21 protein-coding genes, 2 tRNA genes and 3 rRNA genes are annotated in these 27,000 nt (G+C 59.2%); 6 read left to right on the top strand and 20 right to left on the bottom strand.

Going from position 1 to position 27,000, the window contains the following annotated elements; all coding sequences use genetic code 11:
• Positions 1-24 precede the first annotated feature (24 nt).
• Positions 25-795, top strand: coding sequence for a DNA-binding transcriptional repressor DeoR (deoR, locus tag ACYZTZ_RS08335; protein ID WP_461997795.1), 771 nt, complete (start codon positions 25-27; stop codon positions 793-795).
• Here the strand turns inward: deoR and ACYZTZ_RS08330 are convergent.
• From ACYZTZ_RS08330 to rbsK, 3 genes are read right to left on the bottom strand one after another with little or no spacing between them, the layout of a single operon-like run.
• Positions 788-1,846 carry an aldose 1-epimerase family protein gene (locus ACYZTZ_RS08330; protein ID WP_461997794.1) on the bottom strand — a complete coding sequence of 353 codons (1,059 nt, stop codon included), beginning with the start codon at positions 1,844-1,846 and terminating at the stop codon, positions 788-790. The genes deoR and ACYZTZ_RS08330 overlap by 8 nt on opposite strands.
• Complete coding sequence (gene fucP / locus ACYZTZ_RS08325; protein WP_461997793.1) at positions 1,843-3,174, bottom strand: L-fucose:H+ symporter permease; 1,332 nt, start codon at positions 3,172-3,174, stop codon at positions 1,843-1,845. The genes ACYZTZ_RS08330 and fucP overlap by 4 nt, the downstream gene beginning before the upstream one ends.
• Positions 3,175-3,218: 44 nt before the next feature.
• Positions 3,219-4,145 (bottom strand): ribokinase, encoded by a 927-nt coding sequence (rbsK, locus tag ACYZTZ_RS08320; protein ID WP_461997792.1) that lies wholly within the window; start codon positions 4,143-4,145, stop codon positions 3,219-3,221.
• Between the two features lie 555 nt (positions 4,146-4,700).
• Here rbsK and ACYZTZ_RS08315 point away from each other — a divergent pair.
• Positions 4,701-5,657: an alpha/beta hydrolase gene (locus ACYZTZ_RS08315; RefSeq protein WP_461997791.1), complete on the top strand. Its 957-nt coding sequence runs from the start codon at positions 4,701-4,703 to the stop codon at positions 5,655-5,657.
• Between the two features lie 3 nt (positions 5,658-5,660).
• Here the strand turns inward: ACYZTZ_RS08315 and ACYZTZ_RS08310 are convergent, their stop codons facing one another.
• Positions 5,661-7,475 (bottom strand): ABC transporter ATP-binding protein, encoded by a 1,815-nt coding sequence (locus ACYZTZ_RS08310; protein ID WP_461997790.1) that lies wholly within the window; start codon positions 7,473-7,475, stop codon positions 5,661-5,663.
• Complete coding sequence (locus ACYZTZ_RS08305; RefSeq protein ID WP_056746510.1) at positions 7,472-8,491, bottom strand: AraC family transcriptional regulator; 1,020 nt, start codon at positions 8,489-8,491, stop codon at positions 7,472-7,474. Before ACYZTZ_RS08305 ends, ACYZTZ_RS08310 begins: the two co-directional genes overlap by 4 nt.
• Positions 8,492-8,656: 165 nt before the next feature.
• Here ACYZTZ_RS08305 and ACYZTZ_RS08300 point away from each other — a divergent pair, with 165 nt between their 5' ends.
• From ACYZTZ_RS08300 to ACYZTZ_RS08285, 4 genes are all read left to right on the top strand, one after another.
• Entirely contained in the window at positions 8,657-9,508 is an 852-nt protein-coding gene (locus tag ACYZTZ_RS08300; RefSeq protein ID WP_283183892.1) for a 3-hydroxybutyryl-CoA dehydrogenase, read from the top strand.
• Positions 9,495-10,097, top strand: coding sequence for a TetR/AcrR family transcriptional regulator (locus ACYZTZ_RS08295; protein ID WP_046048346.1), 603 nt, complete (start codon positions 9,495-9,497; stop codon positions 10,095-10,097). Before ACYZTZ_RS08300 ends, ACYZTZ_RS08295 begins: the two co-directional genes overlap by 14 nt.
• A gap of 178 nt (positions 10,098-10,275) precedes the next feature.
• Entirely contained in the window at positions 10,276-10,689 is a 414-nt protein-coding gene (locus ACYZTZ_RS08290; protein ID WP_046048345.1) for a VOC family protein, read from the top strand.
• A gap of 127 nt (positions 10,690-10,816) precedes the next feature.
• Positions 10,817-11,245, top strand: a complete 429-nt coding sequence (locus ACYZTZ_RS08285; RefSeq protein WP_056746503.1) for a YajG family lipoprotein — start codon at positions 10,817-10,819, stop codon at positions 11,243-11,245.
• Positions 11,246-11,318: 73 nt separating this feature from the next.
• Here the strand turns inward: ACYZTZ_RS08285 and rrf are convergent.
• From rrf to ACYZTZ_RS08210, 15 genes are all read right to left on the bottom strand, one after another.
• Positions 11,319-11,434: ribosomal RNA gene (gene rrf, locus ACYZTZ_RS08280) — 5S ribosomal RNA — on the bottom strand.
• Between the two features lie 158 nt (positions 11,435-11,592).
• Positions 11,593-14,484: ribosomal RNA gene (locus ACYZTZ_RS08275) — 23S ribosomal RNA — on the bottom strand.
• A 249-nt stretch (positions 14,485-14,733) separates the two neighbouring features.
• Positions 14,734-14,809: transfer RNA gene (locus tag ACYZTZ_RS08270), tRNA-Ala, on the bottom strand.
• Between the two features lie 27 nt (positions 14,810-14,836).
• A tRNA-Ile gene (locus ACYZTZ_RS08265) sits at positions 14,837-14,913 on the bottom strand.
• A gap of 161 nt (positions 14,914-15,074) precedes the next feature.
• Positions 15,075-16,613 (bottom strand): 16S ribosomal RNA (locus tag ACYZTZ_RS08260).
• Together the 16S, 23S and 5S rRNA genes with 2 tRNA genes alongside form the textbook arrangement of a ribosomal RNA operon.
• 645 nt (positions 16,614-17,258) lie before the next feature.
• The gene (locus tag ACYZTZ_RS08255) at positions 17,259-18,134 is read right to left on the bottom strand and encodes an SDR family oxidoreductase (protein WP_461997789.1); all 876 of its coding nucleotides are present in this window, start codon (positions 18,132-18,134) and stop codon (positions 17,259-17,261) included.
• 26 nt (positions 18,135-18,160) lie between these two features.
• Positions 18,161-19,309, bottom strand: coding sequence for an acetyl-CoA C-acetyltransferase (locus tag ACYZTZ_RS08250; protein WP_461997788.1), 1,149 nt, complete (start codon positions 19,307-19,309; stop codon positions 18,161-18,163).
• A gap of 42 nt (positions 19,310-19,351) precedes the next feature.
• Positions 19,352-20,407, bottom strand: coding sequence for an acyl-CoA dehydrogenase family protein (locus tag ACYZTZ_RS08245; RefSeq protein ID WP_461997787.1), 1,056 nt, complete (start codon positions 20,405-20,407; stop codon positions 19,352-19,354).
• A 10-nt stretch (positions 20,408-20,417) separates the two neighbouring features.
• A complete protein-coding gene (locus ACYZTZ_RS08240; RefSeq protein WP_462000653.1) occupies positions 20,418-21,584 on the bottom strand; it encodes an acyl-CoA dehydrogenase family protein in 1,167 nt (388 codons plus the stop codon).
• Between the two features lie 10 nt (positions 21,585-21,594).
• Positions 21,595-22,350: an enoyl-CoA hydratase family protein gene (locus ACYZTZ_RS08235; RefSeq protein WP_046049769.1), complete on the bottom strand. Its 756-nt coding sequence runs from the start codon at positions 22,348-22,350 to the stop codon at positions 21,595-21,597.
• Positions 22,351-22,361: 11 nt separating this feature from the next.
• Complete coding sequence (locus tag ACYZTZ_RS08230) at positions 22,362-23,429, bottom strand: NAD(P)H-dependent flavin oxidoreductase (RefSeq protein ID WP_461997786.1); 1,068 nt, start codon at positions 23,427-23,429, stop codon at positions 22,362-22,364.
• Between the two features lie 2 nt (positions 23,430-23,431).
• The gene (locus ACYZTZ_RS08225; RefSeq protein WP_461997785.1) at positions 23,432-24,304 is read right to left on the bottom strand and encodes an enoyl-CoA hydratase; all 873 of its coding nucleotides are present in this window, start codon (positions 24,302-24,304) and stop codon (positions 23,432-23,434) included.
• Between the two features lie 24 nt (positions 24,305-24,328).
• Positions 24,329-25,117: a CoA-transferase subunit beta gene (locus tag ACYZTZ_RS08220; RefSeq protein WP_461997784.1), complete on the bottom strand. Its 789-nt coding sequence runs from the start codon at positions 25,115-25,117 to the stop codon at positions 24,329-24,331.
• Positions 25,118-25,129: 12 nt separating this feature from the next.
• Positions 25,130-26,011, bottom strand: coding sequence for a CoA transferase subunit A (locus tag ACYZTZ_RS08215; RefSeq protein WP_461997783.1), 882 nt, complete (start codon positions 26,009-26,011; stop codon positions 25,130-25,132).
• A gap of 11 nt (positions 26,012-26,022) precedes the next feature.
• Positions 26,023-26,919 carry a VOC family protein gene (locus tag ACYZTZ_RS08210; RefSeq protein ID WP_415760044.1) on the bottom strand — a complete coding sequence of 299 codons (897 nt, stop codon included), beginning with the start codon at positions 26,917-26,919 and terminating at the stop codon, positions 26,023-26,025.
• Between the last annotated feature and the right edge of the window lie 81 nt (positions 26,920-27,000).

The raw sequence follows: 27,000 nt of genomic DNA, 5'->3' as shown, positions 1-27,000 counted from the left end.
ATAACACCAACAATCAACCCCGGAATGCCTGTGGACAGTAAAAAAGCCGAGCGTCTCAAGCTGATTCAACAAGCCCTGCAAGACCAGAGCGCCATTCATCTGCGCGAGATGGCGGCGTTGCTGGACGTGTCCGAGATGACCCTGCGCCGCGACCTGAGCAAGTACACCGACCACCTGCGGCTGCTCGGTGGCTACATCACGAAAATTCACGACGGCAGCGAGCCCGGGGATTACCGAGTGGCCGAACAGGACACCCGGCACGTCGAAGAAAAACGCCGTATCGGCAAACTCGCCGCCGGGTTTATCCAGCCAGGCGACACGGTGTTCTTCGACTGCGGCACCACCACGCCTTTCGTGGTTGATTTCATCCCCGACGAGCTCGAGTTCACGGCAGTGTGCAACTCCCTGAACGTGCTGCTCAAACTTTCGCAAAAACCCAACTGTCACATCGTGGTGTGCGGCGGCACGTTCCACCGCAAGAACCAGGTGTTCGAAAACCAGAGCGAAACCGGCATTCTCGACAGCGTGCGTCTGACCTGGGCCTTTGTTTCCGCTGCTGGCATCAGCCCGGACTTCGGCGTGACCTGCTTCAACTTCAATGAAGTGGAGGTCAAGCAGAAGGTCCTGCGCCAGGCGCAAAATCGGCTGTTGCTGGCCGACCACAGCAAGTTCGACACGGTGCGCACCGCGCACTTCGCTAACCTTGAGGATTTTCAGTTCGTGGTTAGCGACAAGAAAATCCCCAAGGCCTACCGCGACGCCATTGCCGCCAGCGGCGCGCAGTTGATCATCTGATCAGCGCCTGCTGTTCCACTGCATTCAGGTAGCCGGTGGTGACGCTGAAATCAGCCGTCGCCCCCGCTGCCAGTGACCGCACGTGGCGCTTGGCGGACTCGGCGCGATAGCCTTCCGGTTCGCATGTAGCCGGCAGCACGAACGCCGACACTTGCTGATCAGCGTTGTGCAAAATCCAGCGCGCCGCATGCTCGAACTGGTCGGGGCGGTAGCGCGTGTAGAACGCCGCACCGTCCGGATGGCTCAACAGAAAGTGCGCATGGCCGCTGTCATCCGCCCGCACACCGTCGAAGAAAAACACGATCTCGGGATCATAGAGCGCGGGCCGATCCAGGCACTGCAGCTGTTCCGGCGCAGACGCCAACTCTTCCATGTAACGACTCCAGGCCGGTGTCGGTTTCACATGGGCCGGCACGCTGCTGCGCAGGCGCACACGTTCGAAACCCAAGGGCTCGATGAAACGAGCACCCTCGACATAGGCGTAATTCATGTGCGCCATGTACATCAGGTCCATCGGTTTGCCCGCGAGATTGGTCACCTGCATGGCGATGTCGAACAGCCCTGAGTCAGCCCGTAAAGTCACGCTCGGGCTGGCCCGATAACGGTCACCAAAACCCTGCACGTATTCGTACTCGCCACCCAATCGCAGGTATTGACCGACGCTGTCTTCACCGACCTCCAGCCAGGCGCGATCCATCGCCGCGCAGGGCATCTCGCCGTGTAACGGATGATCGTCCTCGGGACTCGGGCAACCGTTGCGCAGCAGGCCGCTGTGAAACATGAAACAGCCGTAGGTGCCGATTACCGTCGGGCTGGGTTTGGGCTGGCTGAACAGGTTGCGCATGGTCAGGTCGCAACCGTCGAACACGGCGGACCAAATCATTTGCCCCTGATACGGCAGCACCACGAGACTGCCGCGACCGTTGGCCAATTCCACGGCCAGCACGCCACTGGGATAGACCCAGGCGCTGACCGTGAACGCCTCGGATTCCAGCAAGGTTTTGCGCGCCTCACCAAACTGCGACGGATGAAGATTGATCCGCGTATTCATGACGCGACCACCGCACCCACCGGTGCCCGCTCGCTGTCGGAATGACGCAGGCAACGCACCGCGTACATCACGATCACGATGAAGCACAGCAGCGGCACGCTATAGGCCAGTTGCATGTTGCCGCCGCTGTAGTCAGACAGCAGCCCCTGGAAGATCGGAATCACCCCGCCACCGACGATGCTCATCACCAGCAGCGAACCGCCGACACCGGTGTCTTCACCCAAGCCGTCAATCGTCAGGCCGTAGATGGTCGGCCAGCACGGACCGAGGAACACGCTCACGCCGACGGCTGCATACACCGCGGTGATGTTCGGCACCAGAATGGTGTAGGCCAGCAACGCGATGCACAGCACGCCGTACACCGCCAATACCTTGGCCGGGTGCAGTTTGCGCATCAGCACGTTGGCGATCAGCTTGCCGACAAAGTAGGCGGCAAACGTCGTCAGCAGAAACCACGAGGCACTGCGCTCGTTCATGCCGCCCAACTGCATCGCCAAGCGGATAGTGAAACTCCAGACACCGACCTGGGCCCCCACGTACAAAAACTGCGCCAACACACCAAAGGTAAACCGCTTGTTGCGCCACAGCCGCGACAGGCTCTGGCCGAGGCTGGCGGTTTTCTTGCTGCTCGGTTGATTGCCTTTGCACGCGGGAAACCGGGTGATGGCGATCAGGATGAACATCAGCACCAGCACCGCGATCATCCATTTGTACGGCAGCAACGTGGACTGGATCATTTGCAGTTGCTGGATCGCCGCGTCCGAGGCACTCATTTGCGTGAGTTGCTCGCGAGTGGCGTCGGTGTCCTTGAACATCACGAAACTGCCGACATACACCCCGGCCATCGCACCAAACGGGTGGAACGTCTGGGAAATATTCAGGCGACGGGTACCGGTTTCACGCGGGCCCATCAACGTCGAATAGGTGTTGCACGCGGTTTCGAGAAACGACAGGCCCGCCGCGATCACGAACAGCGCCAGCAGGAACATGCCGTACTTGGCGGTCGACGCTGCCGGGAAGAACAGCAGGCATCCGAACATGTACAGCATCAGGCCGATCAGGATGGTGGGCTTGTAACTGAATCGGCGGACCACCAGCGCGGCCGGAATCGCCACGAAGAAATAGCCCAGATAAAACGCCGACTGCACGAACGCGGTCTGGAAATCGCTGAGCAGAAAGGCCTTCTTGAAATGCGCGATGAGCACGTCGTTCATGCTCGCGGCCGCCGCCCACAGCGCAAAGATGCTGCACAGCAATATGAAGGCGAACCAGGGCGTGCGGTTCAGGTAGAAACCATCGGGCGTCTGTTGGAGCGGAGGCTTTGTCATTGTTGTTCTCCGTGGTGAGCGTTGAGTGGTGAATCAGCTCGACGTCAGGCGTCGAGGCTGCGCTGGAATTCAGCGAATGCAGTGGCATCCGGGTAGGACGTCTGGGTGCCAAGGCCCGTGACCGAGCAGGCGGAATACGCCACGGCCTGAGTCATGGCGGCGCGGATATCGCGGTCGCGACTCCAGTGATGAATGAAGCAACCGATGAAGGCGTCTCCTGCCCCGGTGGTGTCGCGCGCGGCAACAGGCAGGCCGGGAATCTGAAACTCGCCCTCCTCGCCGACATACAGCGCGCCTTGCTGGCCGAGGGTCACGATGACGTGGCGGATGCCGCTGGCGACCAATGTCTGGGCGGCGTTATGGGCCGACTCCGGCGAGTCCACGGTCTGGCCCGTAATCAACGCCAGCTCGGACTCGTTGGGCACCAGGAAATCCAGTTGCGCCAGGTGTTCACGGCTCAGGCCCGACAAGGCCGGCGCCGGGTTGAGCAGCACCGGAATGTTGTGTGCGCGGCCGAACTCGATGGCGTAGTAAACGGTGTCGACGTTGATTTCGAGTTGCAGAACGATCAGCGAGCACTCACGCAACGCCTGCGCGGCCGCGTCGATATCTGCCGGGGCGAGATGCGCGTTGGCGCCTTTGACGATGAGGATGCTGTTGTGCGAGTCAGCCTGAACGAAGATCGGCGCCACCCCGCTGGACACGCCGGGGACACGCTGCACGTAATGGGTGTCGATGCCAAAGCGCTGGAAGTTGGCCAGGGTGTTGTCGGCAAACAGGTCGTCGCCGACCTTGGTGAGCATCAACACATCCGCCCCAAGTTTGGCGGCGGCAACCGCCTGATTGGCGCCCTTGCCGCCACAACCGAGGGCAAACCCCGGCGCTTCGAGCGTCTCGCCCTGGGCCGGCATGCGATCGATGTAGGTGATCAGATCCACCATGTTGCTGCCGATGACTGCGATCTTGCTCATTGCTATCCCACCTTGATCCGGCTTGCCAGACTGACGCTGGCGTTGTTGTTTTGTTATTTAAATAACATTTTGTGTGATTACTCAATCTTTTTGTTGAGTGGTGTATGAAGCAAAGACGAATGGCTTTGCGGATGGCTATAAAGATTTATGGGCAGTAATGGCCTCATCGCGAGCAAGCTCGCTCCCACATTGGAATGCGTTCCCCTGTGGGAGCGAGCTTGCTCGCGATGAGGCCCGAAGCAGCACCGCCGAAACTGGAATGAAGTGATATCATTGCGACGACCACTCGTCGTGGCTATCACGGAGGATCCATGAAAAAACTATCTCTGCTTACCCTGCTCGTTATTCTTTGCACCAGCCCACTGATGGCCCAAGCATGCCCTAAAGGCACGCACCCCGTCGGCGGCACCGGCTCGCACCATAAAGGTGGCAGTTGCCAGTAAGTCATTGCCCGGCACTGCGCCGGGCCATTCATACGACTGTCGAATTTATCCCCACCTTTCCCCACGCTTCTGTTAAAACCCGAGCTTTCCTTTTCATCCTCCGGACCCCCGCATGTTTTCGAATGTGATGAGCCGCTTGAGCCGACGCTGGCTGCCGCTGTTGTGCATGGCCGTGCTAATCGTCGGCTTGCCGGTGAGCTGCGGCGCGCTCAAGTACACAGAGCGCGAGCTGCTGTTTCGTATTGAGCCGGGCAACGCTGGCTGGTATCGCGGTCTGCCGCAGGACGTTCAGGAATTCGACATCAAGCCCGCCAGCTTCAAGGCCGGGCAAAGCCTGCATGCCTGGTGGTGGCCGGCCGCGCGTCGCGATGCGCCGTCGATCCTCTACCTGCACGGCGTGCGTTGGAACCTGACGGGTCAGGCGTTCCGCATCGAGCAATTGCGCGCCATGGGCTATTCGGTGCTGGCCATCGACTACCGCGGGTTTGGCCAGAGCAAGGGTGATCTGCCATCGGAAGCCAGTGTTTACGAGGACGCGCGAGCCGCCTGGGAGCGCTTCACCCAGATGCAACCGGACGCCAACAAGCGCCTGATCTACGGCCACTCACTCGGTGGCGCGGTGGCTATCGACCTGGCAGCAGACCTGGCCGCGCAGGCGAAAAAGGACCATGGCGTGGTGCCGGTGCGCGGTCTGGTGATCGAGTCCACCTTCACCTCGCTGGGCGATGCCGTGGCGCAAGTGGCCGACAGCAACCTGCCAGTGAAATGGTTGCCGGTGCGCTGGCTGCTGTCGCAGAAATTCGATTCCATCGACAAGATCGTCGACATCAACATGCCGTTGCTGGTGGTTCATGGCTTGGCCGACCCGTTCATGCCATCGCGGTTCAGCCAGCAGTTGTTCAATGCCGCCAGCGAACCCAAGCGTTTGCTGTTGGTACCCGGCGGTACGCACAACAACAGCATGAGCCTGGGGGGTAGCCAGTATCGCCAGGCACTCGACGGCTTGATGAAGGCAAAACCAGCGCAGATGGCCGGGCCGACGGTAACTCGGGTTTCTCGGGAATCTTGAGCGCTATCGGTAGCCGCGGGCCTGCAAATCAAATAGCTGCGCATAGCGCCCGCCCGCCTCCACCAGACTGTCGTGATCGCCTCGCTCTAGGATGGAGCCTTGATCCAGCACGATGATGTGGTCCGCATTGCGCACGCTGGAAAACCGGTGAGAGATCAGCAACGTCATCCGGCCTTCAGTGTGCTCACTGAAGTGCTCGAACACCGCTGCTTCCGCCGCCGGGTCGAGTGCCGAGGTCGGCTCATCCAGAATCAGGATATCGGCGTTGCGCCGCATGTAGGCGCGCGACAACGCGATCTTCTGCCATTGCCCGCCGGACAGCTCCTGCCCCCCGGCGAACCACCGTCCCAATTGCGTGGCATACCCTCGATCCAGCCCTTCGATAAAGGGTGCAGCCATGCCCTCGGCGGCGGCCTCCTGCCAGCGCTGTTCATCATTGAACGCCAGTGTGTCACCCACACCGATGTTCTCGCCGACGGAGAATTGGTAGCGGATGTAATCCTGAAAAATCACCCCGATGCGCCGCCGCAGCGCGTCTTCTTCCCACGCTTGCAGATCGCTGCCGTCCAGCAGGATACGGCCCTGATCAGGACGGTACAGCCGCGTCAGTAATTTGATCAGCGTGGTCTTGCCCGAACCGTTCTCCCCCACCAGCGCCACACTGTGGCCGGGCACAAGGTGAAGATCGATGCCTTCGAGCGCGGCGCGACTGGCGCCCGGATAGCGGAAACCGACGTTCTCGAAACGCAGGCCATCGCCGGGGACCGCACCCACGGTGAGGCTGCCGGTATCCGCCACAACAGGCTCGGCCAGGTATTCATAAAGACTGGAGAGGTAAAGGCCATCTTCGTAAAGACCGCTGATGGCACTCAGGCTGCTGCTCACCGCCGTCTGCCCCTGCTTGAACAACACCAGGTACATGGTCATCTGACCGAGGCTGATATTGCCATGGACGGTATCGACCACTACCCAGGCATAGGCCAGATAAAACGCGCCGGTGCCCAGTAGACCGAGGACAAATCCCCAGCCATCCCGACGTAATGTCAGGCGCCGGTCTTCGGCATAGAGCCGTGCGAACGTCTCGCGATAACGCTTCAACAACAGCGGCGCGAAACCGAACAGTTTGACCTCTTTGATGTAGCCCTCGTGGGAGAGCAGCGTTTCGATGTAATTCTGTTGCCGACTCTCCGGCGCGCGGCGAGTGAACAGTCTGAAAGCATCGCCGGAGAAATGCGCTTCGGCAAAGAATACCGGTAGTGCACCGACCACCAGCAGCACCAGCGCCCAAGGCGAAAAATGCACCAGCAACACACCGAAGCTGATCAACACGATCAGGTTCTGGATCAGCCCCAACGACTTCATCACCAGCGCCAACGGCCGAGTCGAAGCCTCGCGACGCACCCGAACCAGCTTGTCGTAGAACTCGGAATTCTCGAACTGCACCAGCGATAACGTCTGGGCCTTCTCCAGAATCATCGTGTTGACCTTCTGCCCCAACTGCACCCGCAACAGCGATTGCTGGACCGACAGCGCCCGCTGAGTCCCGGACAGCAACGCGAGCACGCCCGCTTCAAACAGCACGTAACGCACGACCGGCCACAACGGCGCACTGCCCTGTTGTGCGTGCAACTGCATGGCGGTGACCACCGCATCGACGATACGTTGGCCTAACCAGGCGGCCAGTGCCGGGAGTACGCCGGCGATCAGCGTCGCCAGCACCAATCCCAGAAACAGTCCGCGTGACGTTGCCCAGACCAGCAGCAAGGCGCGTCTCGCCTGGTCGAGTAACGAGGTGAAACGATCAAGAACAGGGTTCACTCCGTGAGCTCCCCCTGATACCTCGCCCGATACCGTCCCGGACTTTCTCCCGTCCACTTCTTGAACGCCCGATGAAACGCGCTTGGCTCCTGAAAGCCAAGCTGTTCGGCAATGTCACTGATACTCGCCTTGCTCTGACGCAGTTGCTCAAACGCAACGCCACGCCGTACCTCGTCCTTGATCTCCTGATACGAACACCCTTCACGCTCCAGCTTTCGGCGGAAGGTGCTGGGGCTCAGGTGCTGTTCCAGGGCGAAGGCTTGCAAGGTCGGCCATTGGCTGTAATGACTGTTGCGCAGGCGCTGATGGACCTGCGACGCCAGGCCATGCTGATTACGAAAACGGATCACCAGCCATTGCGGTGCGGTGCGCAAAAACACTTTCAGTGAGGCCAGATCCTGTACCACCGGCAGACGCAGATAGTGGCTGGCGAATTCGATTTCGGTGCGCTCCGCGCCAAAGGTCAGGTTCGGTCCCCAGAGCAAACGGTCATCGCTGAGCGACACACGTTCATGGCGAAAATCTGCGCGGTCGATGGGGATGCGCCGCCCACCCAGCCAGCAGAGCAGACTGATCATCAACACCAGAAACGTCTCCTCGCCCAAACGACTGACGTCGCTGTTTGGCGAGTGGTTCTGCAGGCTGATCACTGCACGTTTGCCGCGCACCGTCAGCGTGCCGCGAAAGTCGTGGAGGAATAGCGCGAAATTGGCCAGGCACTGGCGCATGGCTTTGTGCAGGTCGGGTTCCTGAATCAATGCCCGGCAGATCAGCGCGAATCCGCCCGGCGGCATGCCATGGGAGTCGAGCCCGAAGAACTCATCGTTGAGCTCGCGGATCTGAATCAACCACAACGCGGCAAACGCACTCGCCGGTACACGTGCGGTGGGCTGCTCCATCAACGCCGGATCGATGCCGGCCTGTTCAAGCGCAGCCCTCTGACGTTGCGGATTGTTGCCCAGCCCATGGATCATTGCCTGCACGAAGTAGGCAGAAACCGAGTCCTTTTCCCGCATGTGAACGCTTCTCTCCCCATCACCCGAATGGCAAAAAACACCAGTGCCGTTGAACAGTTTCGGCATAGAACAACCGCCCTGCCGGCTCTAGACTCGCGGCCAATAGTACGCCTTCGGCCACTACGGCGGCCAAGGTATCGCGGGATTTGATCGGAAGGACAGAACATGAATCTGCAAAACATCGGCGTGATCGGCGCAGGCACCATGGGCAATGGCATTGCGCAAGTCTGCGCCTTGGCCGGTTTTAACGTGACCTTGCTCGACATCTCCGAGAGCGCTCTGCAAAAGGCCCTCGCAACCGTCAGTAAAAACCTCGATCGACAGGTTGCCAAGGAAACGCTGACGCAAGAGCAAAAGCTCGCCGCTCTCGACAAGATCCGCACCAGCACCGACTACAGCAACCTGCAGAACGTGCAACTGGTGATCGAAGCCGCGACCGAAAACCTCGAGCTGAAACTGCGCGTGCTGCAACAGATCGCCGCGCAGGTCAGCGACGATTGCGTGATTGCCTCCAACACGTCTTCGCTGTCCATCACCCAACTCGCTGCCAGCGTGAGCCAGCCTGAGCGCTTCATCGGTCTGCACTTCTTCAACCCGGTGCCGGTGATGGGCCTGATCGAGGTGATTCGCGGTTTGCAAACCAGCGACGCCACCCACGCCCTGGCGCTGGACATGGCGACCACTCTCGGCAAAACCGCGATCACCGCGGGCAACCGTCCGGGTTTCGTGGTCAACCGGATTCTGGTGCCGATGATCAACGAAGCGATCCTGGTGTTTCAGGAAGGCCTGGCCAGCGCCGAAGACATCGACGCCGGCATGCGCCTGGGCTGCAATCAGCCGATCGGGCCGTTGGCGTTGGCGGACCTGATCGGCCTGGACACCGTGCTGGCGATCCTCGAAGCCTTCTACGACGGCTTCAACGACAGCAAGTACCGCCCTGCTCCACTGCTCAAGGAAATGGTCGCCGCCGGTTACCTGGGGCGCAAAACGGGGCGTGGCTTCCATGCCTATGCCTGAGCGTTGCTCGCGCTTTGCCGAGTACCGGGACAAGGTGCTGGAGCTGTTCGCCTGCAAAGGTTTCGGACAGGTCGGCATGCGTGAGCTCGCGACCTGCCTGGGGCTCGCTCCCGGCTCGTTGTATCACCATTACCCCAGCAAACAGCACTTGCTGCTCGATCTGATCGAAGAGTTCTACGAAGAGCTGCTGGCAACCTTGGGGCGTATCGAGCAAAAGGCGCCGGCAAAACGTGACAAACTCCATGCCCTTATCCGAGCGCATCTGAACCTGCATCAGGAGATGCCCTGGCATTTTCGTCTGGCAGAGCGTGACAGCGGCTGCCTGAATGAAGAGCAACAGGAACGGGTTCGGCAGCTGCGCGAGCAATACGAGCGCAAATTGCTGCTGATGCTCGGGGCCCGATCCCGCTTCAGTGAACAGGGATTGCTGGCCGCCGGACATGCCATCGCAAACTTACTCAACAGCGCACCCGGCTGGTTGGCGCAACATTCGCTGGATGAGCGAGAGCGCGTTGAGCTGTTGGAGAGTCTGGTGAGTGGAGCCATCGAACGTTTGCTACGCCCCGCGGCTCCACGGGCAGTAGCTTGAGGAACCGGGATCACTACTGAGGCGCTAGAAGCCATAAGCCACGCCGCTTCAATAGAAAAAACATCTAAACGATTCCTGCCAATCACGATATCTAACGCTTTGCTAAAGGGAGCCCAATCACTGCGGAGCCGGAGGTGAATTCAGCCTCCCTCCGCTTCTTCGTTACCGGGAGCAAAGCATGAAAATCAATCCCTACCTGATCTTCAACGGCGACTGCAAAGCCGCCTTCACCTTCTATGCCCAAAGCCTGCCAGGCCAGATCGAAGTCATGATGACCTTCGGCGAAAGCCCCGCGCGCGAGCACTTTCCGACGGACTACCACAACCTGATCATCCACACCCGCCTGCTGGTGGGCGATCAGGCGATCATGGGCTCGGACACAACACCTGATCGCCCTACTGACGAAATGAGCGGCTGTTCGGTTTCGCTGAATGTCGACAGCATTGCGGAGGCTGAACGGGTCTTCGCTGCGTTGTCGGAAGACGGCAGCGTTCAAATGCCACTGGAAGCGACGTTCTGGGCAGCACGCTTCGGCATGTTGGTTGATCGGTTTGGTGTGTCGTGGATGGTGAATTGCGAAAAGGATCAGTGAAACTCACTTTCTCAAGGCATGAAAAAAGCCCAACCTGGAAAGGTTGGGCTTCTGGCAACTGCCGGACCGTCTGCTACCGTCAACACGCTACCTCGTACAACTGCGGATTGTTCGGAGGAACCCCACCATGCCTGCCCATGATGTGCCTTGGTCCACTCGTTTCAAACTGTCACTGCTGGCCGGAGGACTCACCGCCACTCTGCTCGCGCTGAGTGGCTGCGCCACCGTCGACGCCCAGACCACCGCCTATGTGGGCGTGGAGCATCCCGCACCGACGCTCGCCAGCGAGGTCGTGGTGCTGCGCACCGAGCCTCTTCGCCCTCACGTCCGATTGGGTGAGGTGGTCATCGATGCCAGCGTCGAGCCTGCTCCTCCCATCACTCAGGTAGAAGAAAAACTACGCGACGAGTCCGCCAAGCTCGGCGGCGATGCCGTGGTGGTGGTCTACGACCATATCCAACCGGTGGGCGCCTATGTCAACGGTCCACTGTGGGCTCGCGACGTAAAAACCATCGAAGGTCGGAAACTCAAAGGGATTGTGATCAAGTACCGGTAATGTCCGTTCGCACTTTCCTGCGGACAAAACAAAACCCCTACCTGCATACGCAGATAGGGGTCTCGGAATTTAATCTTGACGATGACCTACTCTCACATGGGGAAACCCCACACTACCATCGGCGATGCATCGTTTCACTGCTGAGTTCGGGATGGGATCAGGTGGTTCCAATGCTCTATGGTCGTCAAGAAATTCGGTAGCCAGGTCGTTCTCCTTGCGGATTACGCTCCAGCGAATGGGTATGCGATAGTTTGGTGTTTGGTGAGTATCTCGAACTTTCGGTTCGTTTCGTCTTCACACACCGCAATCTGGTGCCTCTTCAGGTCAGCAAATTGCTTGGGTGTTATATGGTCAAGCCTCACGGGCAATTAGTATTGGTTAGCTCAACGCCTCACAGCGCTTACACACCCAACCTATCAACGTCGTAGTCTTCGACGGCCCTTCAGGGGACTCAAGGTCCCAGTGAGATCTCATCTTGAGGCTAGTTTCCCGCTTAGATGCTTTCAGCGGTTATCTATTCCGAACATAGCTACCCGGCAATGCCACTGGCGTGACAACCGGAACACCAGAGGTTCGTCCACTCCGGTCCTCTCGTACTAGGAGCAGCCCCTCTCAAATCTCAAACGTCCACGGCAGATAGGGACCGAACTGTCTCACGACGTTCTAAACCCAGCTCGCGTACCACTTTAAATGGCGAACAGCCATACCCTTGGGACCGGCTTCAGCCCCAGGATGTGATGAGCCGACATCGAGGTGCCAAACACCGCCGTCGATATGAACTCTTGGGCGGTATCAGCCTGTTATCCCCGGAGTACCTTTTATCCGTTGAGCGATGGCCCTTCCATACAGAACCACCGGATCACTAAGACCTACTTTCGTACCTGCTCGACGTGTCTGTCTCGCAGTCAAGCGCGCTTTTGCCTTTATACTCTACGACCGATTTCCGACCGGTCTGAGCGCACCTTCGTACTCCTCCGTTACTCTTTAGGAGGAGACCGCCCCAGTCAAACTACCCACCATACACTGTCCTCGATCCGGATAACGGACCTGAGTTAGAACCTCAAAGTTGCCAGGGTGGTATTTCAAGGTTGGCTCCACGCGAACTGGCGTCCACGCTTCAAAGCCTCCCACCTATCCTACACAAGCAAATTCAAAGTCCAGTGCAAAGCTATAGTAAAGGTTCACGGGGTCTTTCCGTCTAGCCGCGGATACACTGCATCTTCACAGCGATTTCAATTTCACTGAGTCTCGGGTGGAGACAGCGCCGCCATCGTTACGCCATTCGTGCAGGTCGGAACTTACCCGACAAGGAATTTCGCTACCTTAGGACCGTTATAGTTACGGCCGCCGTTTACCGGGGCTTCGATCAAGAGCTTCGCGTTAGCTAACCCCATCAATTAACCTTCCGGCACCGGGCAGGCGTCACACCCTATACGTCCACTTTCGTGTTTGCAGAGTGCTGTGTTTTTAATAAACAGTCGCAGCGGCCTGGTATCTTCGACCGGCATGGGCTTACGCAGTAAATGCTTCACCCTCACCGGCGCACCTTCTCCCGAAGTTACGGTGCCATTTTGCCTAGTTCCTTCACCCGAGTTCTCTCAAGCGCCTTGGTATTCTCTACCCAACCACCTGTGTCGGTTTGGGGTACGGTTCCTGGTTACCTGAAGCTTAGAAGCTTTTCTTGGAAGCATGGCATCAACCACTTCGTCACCCAAAGGGTAACTCGTCATCAGCTCTCGGCCTTAGAATCCCGGATTTACCTAAGATTCCAGCCTACCACCTTAAACTTGGACAACCAACGCCAAGCTGGCCTAGCCTTCTCCGTCCCTCCATCGCAATAACCAGAAGTACAGGAATATTAACCTGTTTTCCATCGACTACGCTTTTCAGCCTCGCCTTAGGGACCGACTAACCCTGCGTCGATTAACGTTGCGCAGGAAACCTTGGTCTTTCGGCGTGGGTGTTTTTCACACCCATTGTCGTTACTCATGTCAGCATTCGCACTTCTGATACCTCCAGCAAGCTTCTCAACTCACCTTCACAGGCTTACAGAACGCTCCTCTACCGCATCACCTAAGTGATACCCGTAGCTTCGGTGTATGGTTTGAGCCCCGTTACATCTTCCGCGCAGGCCGACTCGACTAGTGAGCTATTACGCTTTCTTTAAAGGGTGGCTGCTTCTAAGCCAACCTCCTAGCTGTCTAAGCCTTCCCACATCGTTTCCCACTTAACCATAACTTTGGGACCTTAGCTGACGGTCTGGGTTGTTTCCCTTTTCACGACGGACGTTAGCACCCGCCGTGTGTCTCCCATGCTCGGCACTTGTAGGTATTCGGAGTTTGCATCGGTTTGGTAAGTCGGGATGACCCCCTAGCCGAAACAGTGCTCTACCCCCTACAGTGATACATGAGGCGCTACCTAAATAGCTTTCGAGGAGAACCAGCTATCTCCGAGCTTGATTAGCCTTTCACTCCGATCCACAGGTCATCCGCTAACTTTTCAACGGTAGTCGGTTCGGTCCTCCAGTTAGTGTTACCCAACCTTCAACCTGCCCATGGATAGATCGCCCGGTTTCGGGTCTATTCCCAGCGACTAGACGCCCTATTAAGACTCGCTTTCGCTACGCCTCCCCTATTCGGTTAAGCTCGCCACTGAAAATAAGTCGCTGACCCATTATACAAAAGGTACGCAGTCACCCAACAAAGTGGGCTCCCACTGCTTGTACGCATACGGTTTCAGGATCTATTTCACTCCCCTCTCCGGGGTTCTTTTCGCCTTTCCCTCACGGTACTAGTTCACTATCGGTCAGTCAGTAGTATTTAGCCTTGGAGGATGGTCCCCCCATATTCAGACAAAGTTTCTCGTGCTCCGTCCTACTCGATTTCATGACTAAGAGATTTTCGCGTACAGGGCTATCACCCACTATGGCCGCACTTTCCAGAGCGTTCCGCTAATCTCAAAGCCACTTAAGGGCTAGTCCCCGTTCGCTCGCCACTACTAAGGGAATCTCGGTTGATTTCTTTTCCTCAGGGTACTTAGATGTTTCAGTTCCCCTGGTTCGCCTCTTAAGCCTATGTATTCAGCTTAAGATAACCATCTTATGATGGCTGGGTTCCCCCATTCAGACATCTCCGGATCAAAGTCTGTTTGCCGACTCCCCGAAGCTTTTCGCAGGCTACCACGTCTTTCATCGCCTCTGACTGCCAAGGCATCCACCGTATGCGCTTCTTCACTTGACCATATAACCCCAAGCAATCTGGTTATACTGTGAAGACGACATTCGCCGAAAATTCGATTCTTGCTCATAAAGAGCAACTCACAAATTTTACCTTAGCCTGATCCGTTACCAGTGAAAGTAACGTTCAGTCTATCTTTCTATCACATACCCAAATTTTTAAAGAACGATCTAATCTTAAAGATCAGAAATCAACATTCACCATCCTACGATGGAATGCTCATTTCTAAGCTTTACAATACAGAAGCAGTAGTGGTGGAGCCAAACGGGATCGAACCGTTGACCTCCTGCGTGCAAGGCAGGCGCTCTCCCAGCTGAGCTATGGCCCCGTATTTCTACAGGTTCCCACACAAAATTGGTGGGTCTGGGCAGATTCGAACTGCCGACCTCACCCTTATCAGGGGTGCGCTCTAACCAACTGAGCTACAGACCCAATTTCGAGCTTTAAGGCCGACCTCACCCTGCTCTTTACCACAGAGCATGGGGTGCGTTCCAACCAACTAAGCTACAACCTGTTAGGGCTGCTTCTTATCGTCTTCTTCAATGAATCAAGCAATTCGTGTGGGAGCTTATGGAGCAGCTGATGTCGTCGATTAAGGAGGTGATCCAGCCGCAGGTTCCCCTACGGCTACCTTGTTACGACTTCACCCCAGTCATGAATCACACCGTGGTAACCGTCCTCCCGAAGGTTAGACTAGCTACTTCTGGTGCAACCCACTCCCATGGTGTGACGGGCGGTGTGTACAAGGCCCGGGAACGTATTCACCGCGACATTCTGATTCGCGATTACTAGCGATTCCGACTTCACGCAGTCGAGTTGCAGACTGCGATCCGGACTACGATCGGTTTTCTGGGATTAGCTCCACCTCGCGGCTTGGCAACCCTCTGTACCGACCATTGTAGCACGTGTGTAGCCCAGGCCGTAAGGGCCATGATGACTTGACGTCATCCCCACCTTCCTCCGGTTTGTCACCGGCAGTCTCCTTAGAGTGCCCACCATTACGTGCTGGTAACTAAGGACAAGGGTTGCGCTCGTTACGGGACTTAACCCAACATCTCACGACACGAGCTGACGACAGCCATGCAGCACCTGTCTCAATGCTCCCGAAGGCACCAATCCATCTCTGGAAAGTTCATTGGATGTCAAGGCCTGGTAAGGTTCTTCGCGTTGCTTCGAATTAAACCACATGCTCCACCGCTTGTGCGGGCCCCCGTCAATTCATTTGAGTTTTAACCTTGCGGCCGTACTCCCCAGGCGGTCAACTTAATGCGTTAGCTGCGCCACTAAGAGCTCAAGGCTCCCAACGGCTAGTTGACATCGTTTACGGCGTGGACTACCAGGGTATCTAATCCTGTTTGCTCCCCACGCTTTCGCACCTCAGTGTCAGTATCAGTCCAGGTGGTCGCCTTCGCCACTGGTGTTCCTTCCTATATCTACGCATTTCACCGCTACACAGGAAATTCCACCACCCTCTACCATACTCTAGCTTGTCAGTTTTGAATGCAGTTCCCAGGTTGAGCCCGGGGATTTCACATCCAACTTAACAAACCACCTACGCGCGCTTTACGCCCAGTAATTCCGATTAACGCTTGCACCCTCTGTATTACCGCGGCTGCTGGCACAGAGTTAGCCGGTGCTTATTCTGTCGGTAACGTCAAGACACCAACGTATTAGGTTAATGCCCTTCCTCCCAACTTAAAGTGCTTTACAATCCGAAGACCTTCTTCACACACGCGGCATGGCTGGATCAGGCTTTCGCCCATTGTCCAATATTCCCCACTGCTGCCTCCCGTAGGAGTCTGGACCGTGTCTCAGTTCCAGTGTGACTGATCATCCTCTCAGACCAGTTACGGATCGTCGCCTTGGTGAGCCATTACCTCACCAACTAGCTAATCCGACCTAGGCTCATCTGATAGCGCAAGGCCCGAAGGTCCCCTGCTTTCTCCCGTAGGACGTATGCGGTATTAGCGTCCGTTTCCGAGCGTTATCCCCCACTACCAGGCAGATTCCTAGGCATTACTCACCCGTCCGCCGCTCGCCACCAGGTACAAGTACCCGTGCTGCCGCTCGACTTGCATGTGTTAGGCCTGCCGCCAGCGTTCAATCTGAGCCATGATCAAACTCTTCAGTTCAAACATCTTTGGGTTTTTAAGAAACCCTAAACTTGGCTCAGCAATCGTTGGTTACATCTTTGATTTCTCGCGGAGTAACTTGTGATGCTGATAATCTTGTTGACTATCAGTCTGACCCCACAAGCACCCACACGAATTGCTTGATTCAGTTGTTAAAGAGCGGTTGGTTAAGATCTTTCGTCTCAACCGAGGCGCGCATTCTACAGCAGCCTCTGTTGCTGTCAAGCGGTTATTTTCCGAAGTTTTCAAAGTTTCCTTTGCAACTTCAACCACTTGCGCTTGCGATCTCTCGTTAGCGGGAGGCGAATTCTACAGCGTTAGTCGCTGCTGTCAACACCTCTTTTGTTCCGCTTTCGACCGAGAAGATCGAATCGTCAATCAAGCTAAACCACCCTGCCTGACCGACTCCTTCTGGGCTTCGATGAGCTGAAGCAACTCGCTGTCGAAAACTGCGTAACTCATTGTTTACCAAGGAGTTTTCCGTTTCGACTGCGCCGGAAGTGGGGCGAATTATAGACTTCCAGAATCTGCCGTCAACCCTTAATTATGTTTTTCTATCAATCACGTGCAGAACGCCGGAAAACAGCCCGTTTCTCCTCTATATAGAAGAGCAAAACGAATCCTTCTATATAGAGGGCGGCCCAATCAGCTGCCATACACTTTCGCCGCCGGCACCGCCCGGGCCATCAATTGCTCTACCGCCTGCCCCACCTCACCCACCGCCCAACGCCCTTGCCTGTCCAGTTCCGGACCTCTACGCCAGCCGTCGGCAATAGACAACTTGCCGCCCTCGACTTCGAACATCTGCCCGTTCACCGCACTGGACGCTTGCGAGCCGAGCCAGACCACCAACGGCGCAACGTTTTCCGGAGCGAAGTAGTCGAAGCCCTCTTCGGGTTTTTTCATGCTATCGGCGAACACTTGCTCGGTCATGCCGGTGCGCGCGGCCGGGGCCAGGGCGTTGACGGTTATGCCATAGCGGCCCAGTTCGGCCGCCTGCACCAGCGTCAACGCAGCGATGCCGGCCTTGGCAGCGGCATAGTTGGATTGACCGATGGAGCCCTGCAAACCGGCCCCGGAACTGGTGTTGATGATCCGCGCACTCAGCTGCGTACCACCCTTGGCCTTCTCGCGCCAGTAACGCGCGGCGTGGCTGGCGATACAGAAGTGGCCTTTGAGGTGCACGGCCACCACCGCATCCCAGTCGGCTTCAGTGAGGCTGGCGAACATGCGGTCGCGGCAGATGCCGGCGTTGTTGACCACCACGTCCAGGCCGCCGAAGGTTTCGATGGCCTGGCGCACGATCAACGCCGCATCGTCGTAGCGGGTGATGTCGTTGCTGTTGGCCACGGCGCTTCCACCCTGCCCGAGAATTTCGCCGACCACGACCAGCGCCGCTTCACGATTGATATCGTTGACCACCACTTTAGCGCCTTCGGCAGCGAAGGCCCGCGCGTAGGCCCGGCCCAGACCACCGCCGGCACCGGTGATGATCACTACGCGGTTCTCACAGATTTTCATGTTCCTGCTCCCTTCAAATACATCGCTTACAAGCGTTCGATAATCGTCACGTTGGCCTGGCCGCCGCCTTCGCACATGGTCTGCAAACCGAAGCGTCCCCCGCTGCGCTCCAGTTCATGCAACAGCGTGCACATCAACCGGGTGCCGGTGGCGCCCAGCGGATGGCCGAGGGCAATCGCCCCGCCGTTGACGTTGGTCTGTTCATGGGGATAACCCGTCTCCTTGAGCCAGGCCATGGCCACCGAGGCGAAGGCTTCGTTGATCTCCACCCGGTCGATGTCTTCCAGCTTCATCCCGGCTCGCTTGAGTGCATAAGCGGTGGCCGGGATGGGAGCGGTGAGCATCCAGATCGGGTCTTCGGCGCGTACGCTGAGGTGGTGGATACGCGCGCGCGGTGTCAGCCCGTAGCGTTTGAGTGCCGCTTCAGAAACGATCAGCATCGCGCTGGCCGCGTCGCAGGTCTGGCTGGACACTGCTGCGGTCACCCGGTCGCAGCCAAACAGCACGTCCAGTTCGGCCATTTTCGCCAGGCTGGTCTGGCGCGGCGTTTCGTCGTGCAGAACTCCGGCCAGTGGCACGATTTCCCGGTTGAACCGCCCTTGCTCGATGGCCCGCAATGCCCGCTGATGGGACTCCAGTGAATAGGCTTCCAGTTGTTCGCGGGACAACCCCCACTTCTCGGCAATCATCTGCGCCGAACGGAATTGAGTCGGCGGTTGTGCGCCATAGCGCCGGACCCAACCTTCGGAGCCGCTGTACGGATCACTGAAGCCCAGTGGTTCGGCAGCGATCATGGCTGAGGAAATTGGAATCTGGGTCATGGTTTGCACGCCGCCGGCGACGACCACATCCTGGGTGCCGCTCATCACCGCTTGGGCGGCAAAGTGCACCGCTTGCTGGGACGAACCGCACTGACGATCGATGGTGGTGCCGGGTACCGCATGCGACAGGCCCGCGGCCAGCCAACAGGTGCGGGCAATGTCCCCGGCCAGCGGTCCGATGGTGTCGACACAGCCGAAGATCACGTCGTCGTAATCGTCATCGGGGATGTCGTTGCGCTCGACCAGCGCACGCAAGACGTGGGCGCCCAGATCGGCGGCGTGAATCTGGCTCAAACCACCTTTGCGCCGCCCGGTTGGAGTGCGCAGGGCGTCGACAATATAGGCTTCAGGCATGGTGTACCTCGGGGTAAATGTTGACGTCAGGCACAGTCGCCGTCAGAAAGTTTTGCCAGCACCCAGTGCTGGATTGCCGTCGAACAAGGCCGCTCGGATCCGCCCTTTATGATGGCCGCGATCACCCCAAACCTTGTCCAGCGCCCAGGCGCGTTTCATGAACAAGTGCAGGTCGACTTCCCAGGTGTAACCCATGGCGCCATGGGCCTGAATGGTGTTTTTTGCGGCCAGCATCGCCGCTTCCGCCGTCGCCAGTTTGGCGTGGGACACCAGCACGTCTTGCCCCGGTTGCTGCTCGGCCACTGCGTAGGCGGCGCGATACAGCGGCCCTTTGGCAAACTCGATCTGCACCGCGACGTTGGCCATCAAATGCTTGACCGCCTGAAACGAACCCACCGGTTTGCCGAACTGTTTGCGCTCAAAGGTGTAATCCACCGCGAGGTCGACCATGCGCTTGGCCAGCCCCAGCATTTGCGCGGCACAGCCCAGCGCGCCACGATTAAACGCGGCGGCCCACAAGCGCCGCCCCTGTTCGCCAGCGGCCACGCAGGTGGCGGGCGTTGGCGTCCAGTCGACCTGAAACAGCTGACGACTGGGATCGACCGATACATTGCGGGTCAGGCGCACCGCGCCAGGTTCGACCGCATGCACCTCATCGCCATGAGCCAATAACAGCAAATCGGCGACATGAGCATCGCTGACCAGCGGGTTACCCGGTTCGGCAATCGCCAACCGTGCACGGCCTTCAGCGACGCGCGCCAGCCAGTGCTGTTTGAGTGCCGCGTGGCTTTCATCAAGGGCGGCGAGCAACGGCACGCCGATCAGCATCGTCTCCACCAATGGTTCGGGCAGGCCGGCATAACCACATTCCTGAGCGAGCAGAATGAAGTCCAATTCATTCATGCCCATCCCGTCTTGCTCTTCGGGAACGGTCAGCGCCGTCAGGCCCAACTCCACCAATTGGGCCCAGAGCTGATCGCTGCGCCCGCTGTCGCTGAGCCACAACTCGCGAATGCGTTCCGGGGTGACCTCGTTGATCAGAAAACTTCTGACGTTGTCCTGGAACAGCAATTGGTCGCGGCTGAAACTAAAGTCCATGGTCTATTCCTCAGGCACGCGGCATGCCGAGCATGCGTTCGGCAATGATGTTGCGCTGGATCTCGTTGGTGCCGGCATAGATCGGCCCGGCCTGGGCAAACAGAAAACCTTCCAGCCAATGGCCGACATCGCCCGCAGCAGGTGCTTCGGGCAGCAGCTCGCCACGCAAGCCGAGAATGCTCATGGCGGTGTCGTGCATGCGCTGATCGAGTTCCGACCAGAAGATTTTGTTGGTCGAAGACTCTGGCCCGATCTTGCCGCCCTGCACCAGTTTCGAGGCGGTCATGTAGGTGCTCAGGGTGTAAGCCTCGGCGTCCAGCCAGGCGCGCATCACCGACTCGCCAATGGCCGGGTCGCGGTCGGCCTGCTCGCGGTTGGCCTGGTACAGCTGCACCAGTCGCCGAGCGGTTTCCTGAAAACGTGCGGGTGAGCGCAGCAGCAAACCGCGCTCGAACCCGGCGGTGGACATCGCCACATGCCAACCCATGCCCTCGCCGCCCAGCGCGTTTTCCACCGGAACCTTGACGTCGTCGAAGAAAATCTCGGCGAACCCGGGCAAGCCATTGAGCTGAGGAATCGGTCGTACCGTGATCCCCGGACTGTCGAGCGGTAGCAGAATAAACGTCAGGCCCTGATGGCGCTGCGAATGGGGGTCGGTGCGGAAGATACCGAACACCCAGTCGGCCCACACGGCGCGAGTCGACCAGGTTTTCTGGCCGTTGATCACATAGTGGTCGCCGACCCGTTCGGCGCGCGAGCGGATCGCCGCCATGTCGGAACCCGCGCCCGGTTCGGACCAGGCCTGGGCCCAGATGTCTTCGCCAGTGGCCATGCGTGGCAGAAAGCGCGCCTTCTGTTCCTCGCTGCCATATTCCATCAGCGTCGGGCCGAGCAGGAAGATGCCGTTCTGGTTAACCCGTGCAGGCGCGCCAGAGCGGTAGTACTCCTCCTCGAAGATCAACCACTCGATCAAGTCGCAACCGCGCCCGCCGAGATCGATCGGCCAGGTGACCATGCCCCAGCGACCGTCGTTAAGCCGGTTTTCCCAGGTACGGTGCTCGGCAAAGCCTTGCTCGGTGTCGAACGATTGCAGCGGTTCACCGGGTACATTGGCCGTCAGCCAGGTTCGCGCCTCGGCGCGAAAGGCCTGCTGGGCCGGGGTGTATGTCAGGTCCATGAGAGTGCCTTCAGCCGTTGAAGTGGGCATCGCGCTTCTCGACGAACGAGTCGCGTGCTTCCTGTGAGTCCAGTGAGCGATAGGCCTCGAGCGTGAAGCCCTGCTCCCAGCGATATTTGTCTTCCAGATTGCCGTCTTCGATACCGCTCAGCGCTTCTTTGGCGAGGCTGATCATGGCCGGGCTCTTGGCGGCGATGGTGCGGGCGATCTGCAGCGCGGCCTCACGCAAGTCCTCGCGCTTGACCACACGCTCTACTGCACCCAGGCGCCAGGCCTCGGCGGCGTCGATCATTTCGCCGGTGAAGTACATGTGACGGACTTTCTGCACCGGGAACAGCCGCTGTAAATGCGCGCCGCCGCCCATGGCACCGCGATCGACCTCGGGCACGCCGAAACTGGCGCACTCGGAGGCCACCAGAATGTCGGCCGCGCCGCAGATGCCGATGCCACCGCCGAGGACGAAGCCGTGTACGGCGACGATCACCGGTTTCGGATTGCGGTGGATCGCCTTGAAGCTGTCGTAGTTGCCTTTGTTCACCGCCACGATCAGGTTGCCGTCGGCGGCCAGTTCCTTGATGTCGACCCCGGCACAGAATCCGCGCCCTTCGGCCCGAATCACGATCACCCGCACGCTGGCGTCGCGACCGAGGCCTTCAATCTCGCTGGCGATATCGGCCCAGCCCTGGCAATTGAAGGCGTTGACCGGTGGCTGGTTGAACACCAGTTCGGCGATGCCGTTATCGATACTGACGCTAAATGGTTTCATGCCTTTCCCCTTCACGACACACGGCGGCACAGCTCGCCCAGACGCGCTTCGGCGTCGCGGACGATCTGCTCAATCAATTGGGCGCAGCTTGGCAAGCTGTCGATGGACGCGGCGATCTGGCCGGCGGGCAGTACACCTTCGGCGGGTAACCCGTCGACCATGGCTTTCTGGATCACCATCGGCGCGTTGGCGGCCATGATGCTTTGGGCGGCCGTCAGCTCACCGCTGCCGCGCATTTTCAAAACGCTGCCGAGCAGTTGCGTCAGGCTCATGCCACTGTGGCGGCGGTACGCCAAGCCACTCTGGAATGCCAACAACAAACGTTTGAGACCACCACTGGCTTCAAGCTGGTTGAGCAATTCGTTGCGAATCATCCGTTGCGGCATCCCGTCGATGGCGCGACTGATGATGATCGCCGCCGGGTCGTTGACCGCGAGGTAACGCGACAGGGTCGCCTGCGGCACCGGACTGTCGGCGCACATCAGAAAGCGCGTGCCCATGGCGATGCCTTCGGCTCCGTAGGCCAGGGCCGAGACCAGGCCTTTACCATCCTTGAAACCACCGGCTGCCACCACGGGCACCGAGACCGCGTTGACCACTTGATCGAGCAGCAACGAAGTCGGCACCGAGCCGGTATGCCCGCCGCCCTCGCCGCCCTGTACGGTGACCGCATCGGCACCCATTTCCACGGCTTTTTGCGCGTGCTTCAGGGCACCGACCGTGGGGATGCACACCACGCCGGCATCCTTCAGACGGCTGATCATTTGCTTGCCGGGCGAACGGCTATAGCTGACCGCCCTGACGTTGTGGCGTAGCACCAGCTCGACGATCTCTGCGGCGTTGGCCTGGTACATATGAAAATTGACCCCGAAAGGCTGATCGGTCAGACGCCGGGTTTCGAGGATTGCTGCCTCCATCCGCTGCGGCTCGATGGTTGCCCCGGCGAGAAAACCGAAGCCGCCGGCATTGCCGGTGGCCGCCACCAGTTTCGGGTCGGCGACCCAGCCCATTGCGGTCTGGATGATCGGATAACGACAGCCGAGCAATTCGGTCAGACGGGTATTCAAAGAGATCGCCATGCTCACGCCCCGCCCGAGGTGCGTTGCGAACGGGCCATGGCCTTGGCGTCATATCCGCCGAGTCGGTCACCCGACACCAGCTCATTGTGCGCATGGGCGAAGTGATGCAGACCAAACACCATGTCCATGGTCGCGCGCTTGCCCATCAGGTCTTCGGCGTTGTTGACTGCCTGCTTGCTCAATTGCAGACCGAGGCGCGGCATCTGTGCGACGCGTCCGGCGATGTCGAGGGTTTCCTGTTCCAGCAGATCGTGGGCAACCACCCGATTGAGCATGCCCATCTGGTAGGCGCGCGCCGCCGGCATGCGCTCGCCGAGGAACAGAAACTCCTTGGCGATGCGCGGGTTCAGCTCATGCACATGGGCGAAATACTCGACCCCGGGAATGCCCATACGCACCACCGGATCCGCGAAGTATGAATCCTCACTGGCGACGATCAGGTCGCACACCCAGGCCAGCATCAGCCCGCCCGCGATGCACGCCCCCTGAACCATGGCGATGGTTGGCTTGGGCATTTCGCGCCAGCGGCGGCACATGCCCAGATAGACTTCCTGCTCTCGGGCGTAGAGAAATTCGCCGCCCGGTTTGTTGGTGTGGTCGTACCAAAGGCTCGCGCGGTCGAAGGTCTGATCGACGTCGCGACCCGGCGTGCCGATGTCATGCCCGGCGGAGAAATGCTTGCCGGCGCCACACAGCACGATGACTTTCACCTCATCGTCATCGCAGGCCCGGCGAAACGCCGCGTCCAGCGCGTAGGTCATCTGCGAGTTCTGCGCGTTGTGGTACTCGGGGCGGTTCATGGTGACCAGGGCCACCGCGCCGCGCACTTCGTACAACACCACGTCGGCCTCGTTCTTGTCGTTATGTTCAGCCATCACTTTTCTCCGAAACGGGGGCGCTCAGCGTTGGCCTGGCGGGTTGTCTTTGAGCTGGCTGGCACGCAGGTTGTGCGGGTCCAGGCGCTGGATCAGCTGCAATTGTTCGACGGTCGGGGCAGCCGTGGTCGGGCAGTCTTGCGGCACATGCAGGGCAAATCCGGTGTTGTCCTGAACCTCGGCCACCGTCACGCCGGGGTGCAGCGAGCGAATCCGCATTTGCCGCTGCGGGCCCAGGAAATCCAGCACGCAGAGGTCAGTGATGATCAGGCGGATATCGATCTCGTCCAGCGACCAGCCGCGCGCCAGACGCGCCGGGTTGTAGCCAACCGAGGCGACCATATCGACCTCGCCTTCGACGAACACCCGACGGTTGTGGCTGGGCACGCAAAAGGAGTTGGCGTGGCTGATGGAGTTGCCGGGAAAACCGCGTACGCCGAGCATTTGCGCCTTGGGTTTGGCGTAATCGCCAATGCAGGAAATGTTGGCCTGGCCGAAGCGGTCAATCTGGGTCGGGCCGACCAGCGCATGGCGCTTGCCGCCCCAGACATTGTCGAAAATCCGCGAGAAACCCATCCAGCTGTCGCGCTTGGGTTGATAACCGTTGCGCGCGCCCAACGGCACCGGTTCGGCGACCATGTAGGCTTCGGAGTCGGTCATCAGCAGCTGCGGATTGCTGCTGAGCATGGCCAGTGACGCGGCGAGGCGTGGGATCACGCCGATGCCGCTGGCCAACACCTCGCCATCGTCGCGCCAGGCTTCGGAGGCGGCGCAGATCATCAGTTCGGCGAGGCTGTAAGTGGTAGTGCTCATCGCAAGGCTCCCTTAAAAAATCGGCAACGGCAGTTGGCGGATCGCAGCCAGACCGCCGACCTTTTCCAGGTACTGTTCGTGGGTGCGGTCGACGTAGTCCCGGACGTAGCCCTGCCAGCCATCGACGGCCTGGGCTGAAGCGTTGTAAGCCTTGAAGTGCGCCACGTCGAAACCGTACAACGGCGCGCAGGAAGACGGATGCGCGCCGCCCGGCACGTGGGCTACGGCGGTGGTCAGGTTGCGTTCCCAGAACACTTGATGTGCTTGCCCGGCATCGGCGTGGAAATACTCGCTGTCCACCAGTTCATCGCAGGTCACGTAGCTGTGAGTCGCGGCACGCACGAACAGGTCGTCCATGTAGTGATCGGGGCCGCTGATCTGGCAGACACCGCGCGCATCGGCACGGTCGACGTGAATCAGCGCCGCATCGAGTTTGAGCGCCGGCATGGCAACCCAGTCCTTGCCGTCGGCATAGGGCGAGGCGATCATTTTTATCTGCGGGTTGTGCCGCAGCACATCCGTGCCCAGGCCTACCGCCGTCGGAATAAACGGCACATTCATCGCTGCGGCCCGCAGACCGAGCAGGAGCATGCCTTCGTCGATCTCCATCACCTCCAGCGCCGCCTCTTGGCGGGCCTTGCGGAAGTACGGTTCCAGTGGAATGAAATCCAGGGAAACAAAGGCGAATACCAGCTTCTTGATTTTGCCGGCCGCGCAGAGCGTGCCGACATCCGCGCCACCGTAGGCGACCACGGTGAGGTCCTTGAGGTCCGAGCGCAGAATCTCCCGCACCAGAGCCATGGGTTTGCGCCGCGGCCCCCAGCCACCGATGCCGATGGTCATGCCGTCACGCAGTTGGCCGACCATCTCGGCCGTGGTCATTCGCTTGTCCATCGTCATCGTCCTCATTGGCGACCGACACTGAAGTCGTGGCCCCAGTGGCTGACCACGGTGCTTTCAAAAGGTGTGTGGCGATCCCAATCCACCACCAGGCCATCGCAGCCGTACTCCAGGTCAAACCCGGACGGCGTCTTGATGTAGAACGAGATCATCTGATCGTTGGTGTGCTGACCGAGGGTGGCCGACAGCTTCACGCCGTTGGCGTGCACCCGGTCCAGCGCTCGACCGACTTCATCCAGCGCGTTGACCTCGACCATCATGTGCACGCAGCCGTGGGGCATCGGGCACTCGAAAATCGCCAGCGAGTGGTGGCGGCCGTTGTTGCAGTGCAGGAAGTGGATGCGCTTTTGCGGCTCGGCCGGGTCCGGGGTGAAGCGGACTTTCATCAGGTCGGACAGACCGAAACCGAGCACTTGCTCGTAGAAATCCCGGCAACGCTCAAAGCTCGGCGCCGGCAGTACCACGTGACCCATGCCCAATTCGTTGGTGACGAAACCCTTGACCCCGACCGGCGAGACGAAGCGCGCGAAGTCCTGCAACGGGCCCCAGAACAGTTCGTGGCGATTGCCATCCGGGTCGCTGAAGTGCACCAGCTCCTGGACCTTGCGAACCTCGGCCTGGGCCACGGTGCCGCGGGTAACTTGAACATCGGCTTGTTCCAGAACGCTGACCGCGTGTTCAAGCGCCGCTTTGCCAGGCACTTCCCAGCCGCACGCACCGAAGCCGTTCTCAGTGCTTTTCTCCACCAGAATGCGGTAATGGCGCTCGTCCATTTTCAGGTACAGCCGCTCATCGTCGTCGCTGCCGACCACCATCATGCCCAGCACCTGGCTTGCGTACTGACGCCATTGCGCCAGGTCGCTGGATAACAGGGTGACGTAACCCAGACCACGGATATCCATGGATGCACTCCTCGTTCTTTTTCTAAGGCCCCGCCGCACTCGGCGGCTGCCGGGGGAGACTTTATGCAGGGCTATTCAAGC

This window comes from Pseudomonas sp. LB3P58, assembly GCF_054897895.1.
This window is presented reverse-complemented; position numbering and strand designations above follow the sequence as displayed.

Bases quoted from the DNA above. Each gene is read 5' to 3' on its own strand.
- deoR (WP_461997795.1), top strand. From the start codon at position 25: ATGCCTGTGGACAGTAAAAAAGCCGAGCGTCTCAAGCTGATTCAACAA.
- ACYZTZ_RS08330 (WP_461997794.1), bottom strand. From the start codon at position 1,846: ATGAATACGCGGATCAATCTTCATCCGTCGCAGTTTGGTGAGGCGCGC.
- fucP (WP_461997793.1), bottom strand. From the start codon at position 3,174: ATGACAAAGCCTCCGCTCCAACAGACGCCCGATGGTTTCTACCTGAAC.
- rbsK (WP_461997792.1), bottom strand. From the start codon at position 4,145: ATGAGCAAGATCGCAGTCATCGGCAGCAACATGGTGGATCTGATCACC.
- ACYZTZ_RS08315 (WP_461997791.1), top strand. From the start codon at position 4,701: ATGTTTTCGAATGTGATGAGCCGCTTGAGCCGACGCTGGCTGCCGCTG.
- ACYZTZ_RS08305 (WP_056746510.1), bottom strand. From the start codon at position 8,491: ATGCGGGAAAAGGACTCGGTTTCTGCCTACTTCGTGCAGGCAATGATC.
- ACYZTZ_RS08300 (WP_283183892.1), top strand. From the start codon at position 8,657: ATGAATCTGCAAAACATCGGCGTGATCGGCGCAGGCACCATGGGCAAT.
- ACYZTZ_RS08295 (WP_046048346.1), top strand. From the start codon at position 9,495: ATGCCTATGCCTGAGCGTTGCTCGCGCTTTGCCGAGTACCGGGACAAG.
- ACYZTZ_RS08290 (WP_046048345.1), top strand. From the start codon at position 10,276: ATGAAAATCAATCCCTACCTGATCTTCAACGGCGACTGCAAAGCCGCC.
- ACYZTZ_RS08285 (WP_056746503.1), top strand. From the start codon at position 10,817: ATGCCTGCCCATGATGTGCCTTGGTCCACTCGTTTCAAACTGTCACTG.
- ACYZTZ_RS08255 (WP_461997789.1), bottom strand. From the start codon at position 18,134: ATGAAAATCTGTGAGAACCGCGTAGTGATCATCACCGGTGCCGGCGGT.
- ACYZTZ_RS08250 (WP_461997788.1), bottom strand. From the start codon at position 19,309: ATGCCTGAAGCCTATATTGTCGACGCCCTGCGCACTCCAACCGGGCGG.
- ACYZTZ_RS08245 (WP_461997787.1), bottom strand. From the start codon at position 20,407: ATGGACTTTAGTTTCAGCCGCGACCAATTGCTGTTCCAGGACAACGTC.
- ACYZTZ_RS08240 (WP_462000653.1), bottom strand. From the start codon at position 21,584: ATGGACCTGACATACACCCCGGCCCAGCAGGCCTTTCGCGCCGAGGCG.
- ACYZTZ_RS08235 (WP_046049769.1), bottom strand. From the start codon at position 22,350: ATGAAACCATTTAGCGTCAGTATCGATAACGGCATCGCCGAACTGGTG.
- ACYZTZ_RS08230 (WP_461997786.1), bottom strand. From the start codon at position 23,429: ATGGCGATCTCTTTGAATACCCGTCTGACCGAATTGCTCGGCTGTCGT.
- ACYZTZ_RS08225 (WP_461997785.1), bottom strand. From the start codon at position 24,304: ATGGCTGAACATAACGACAAGAACGAGGCCGACGTGGTGTTGTACGAA.
- ACYZTZ_RS08220 (WP_461997784.1), bottom strand. From the start codon at position 25,117: ATGAGCACTACCACTTACAGCCTCGCCGAACTGATGATCTGCGCCGCC.
- ACYZTZ_RS08215 (WP_461997783.1), bottom strand. From the start codon at position 26,011: ATGGACAAGCGAATGACCACGGCCGAGATGGTCGGCCAACTGCGTGAC.
- ACYZTZ_RS08210 (WP_415760044.1), bottom strand. From the start codon at position 26,919: ATGGATATCCGTGGTCTGGGTTACGTCACCCTGTTATCCAGCGACCTG.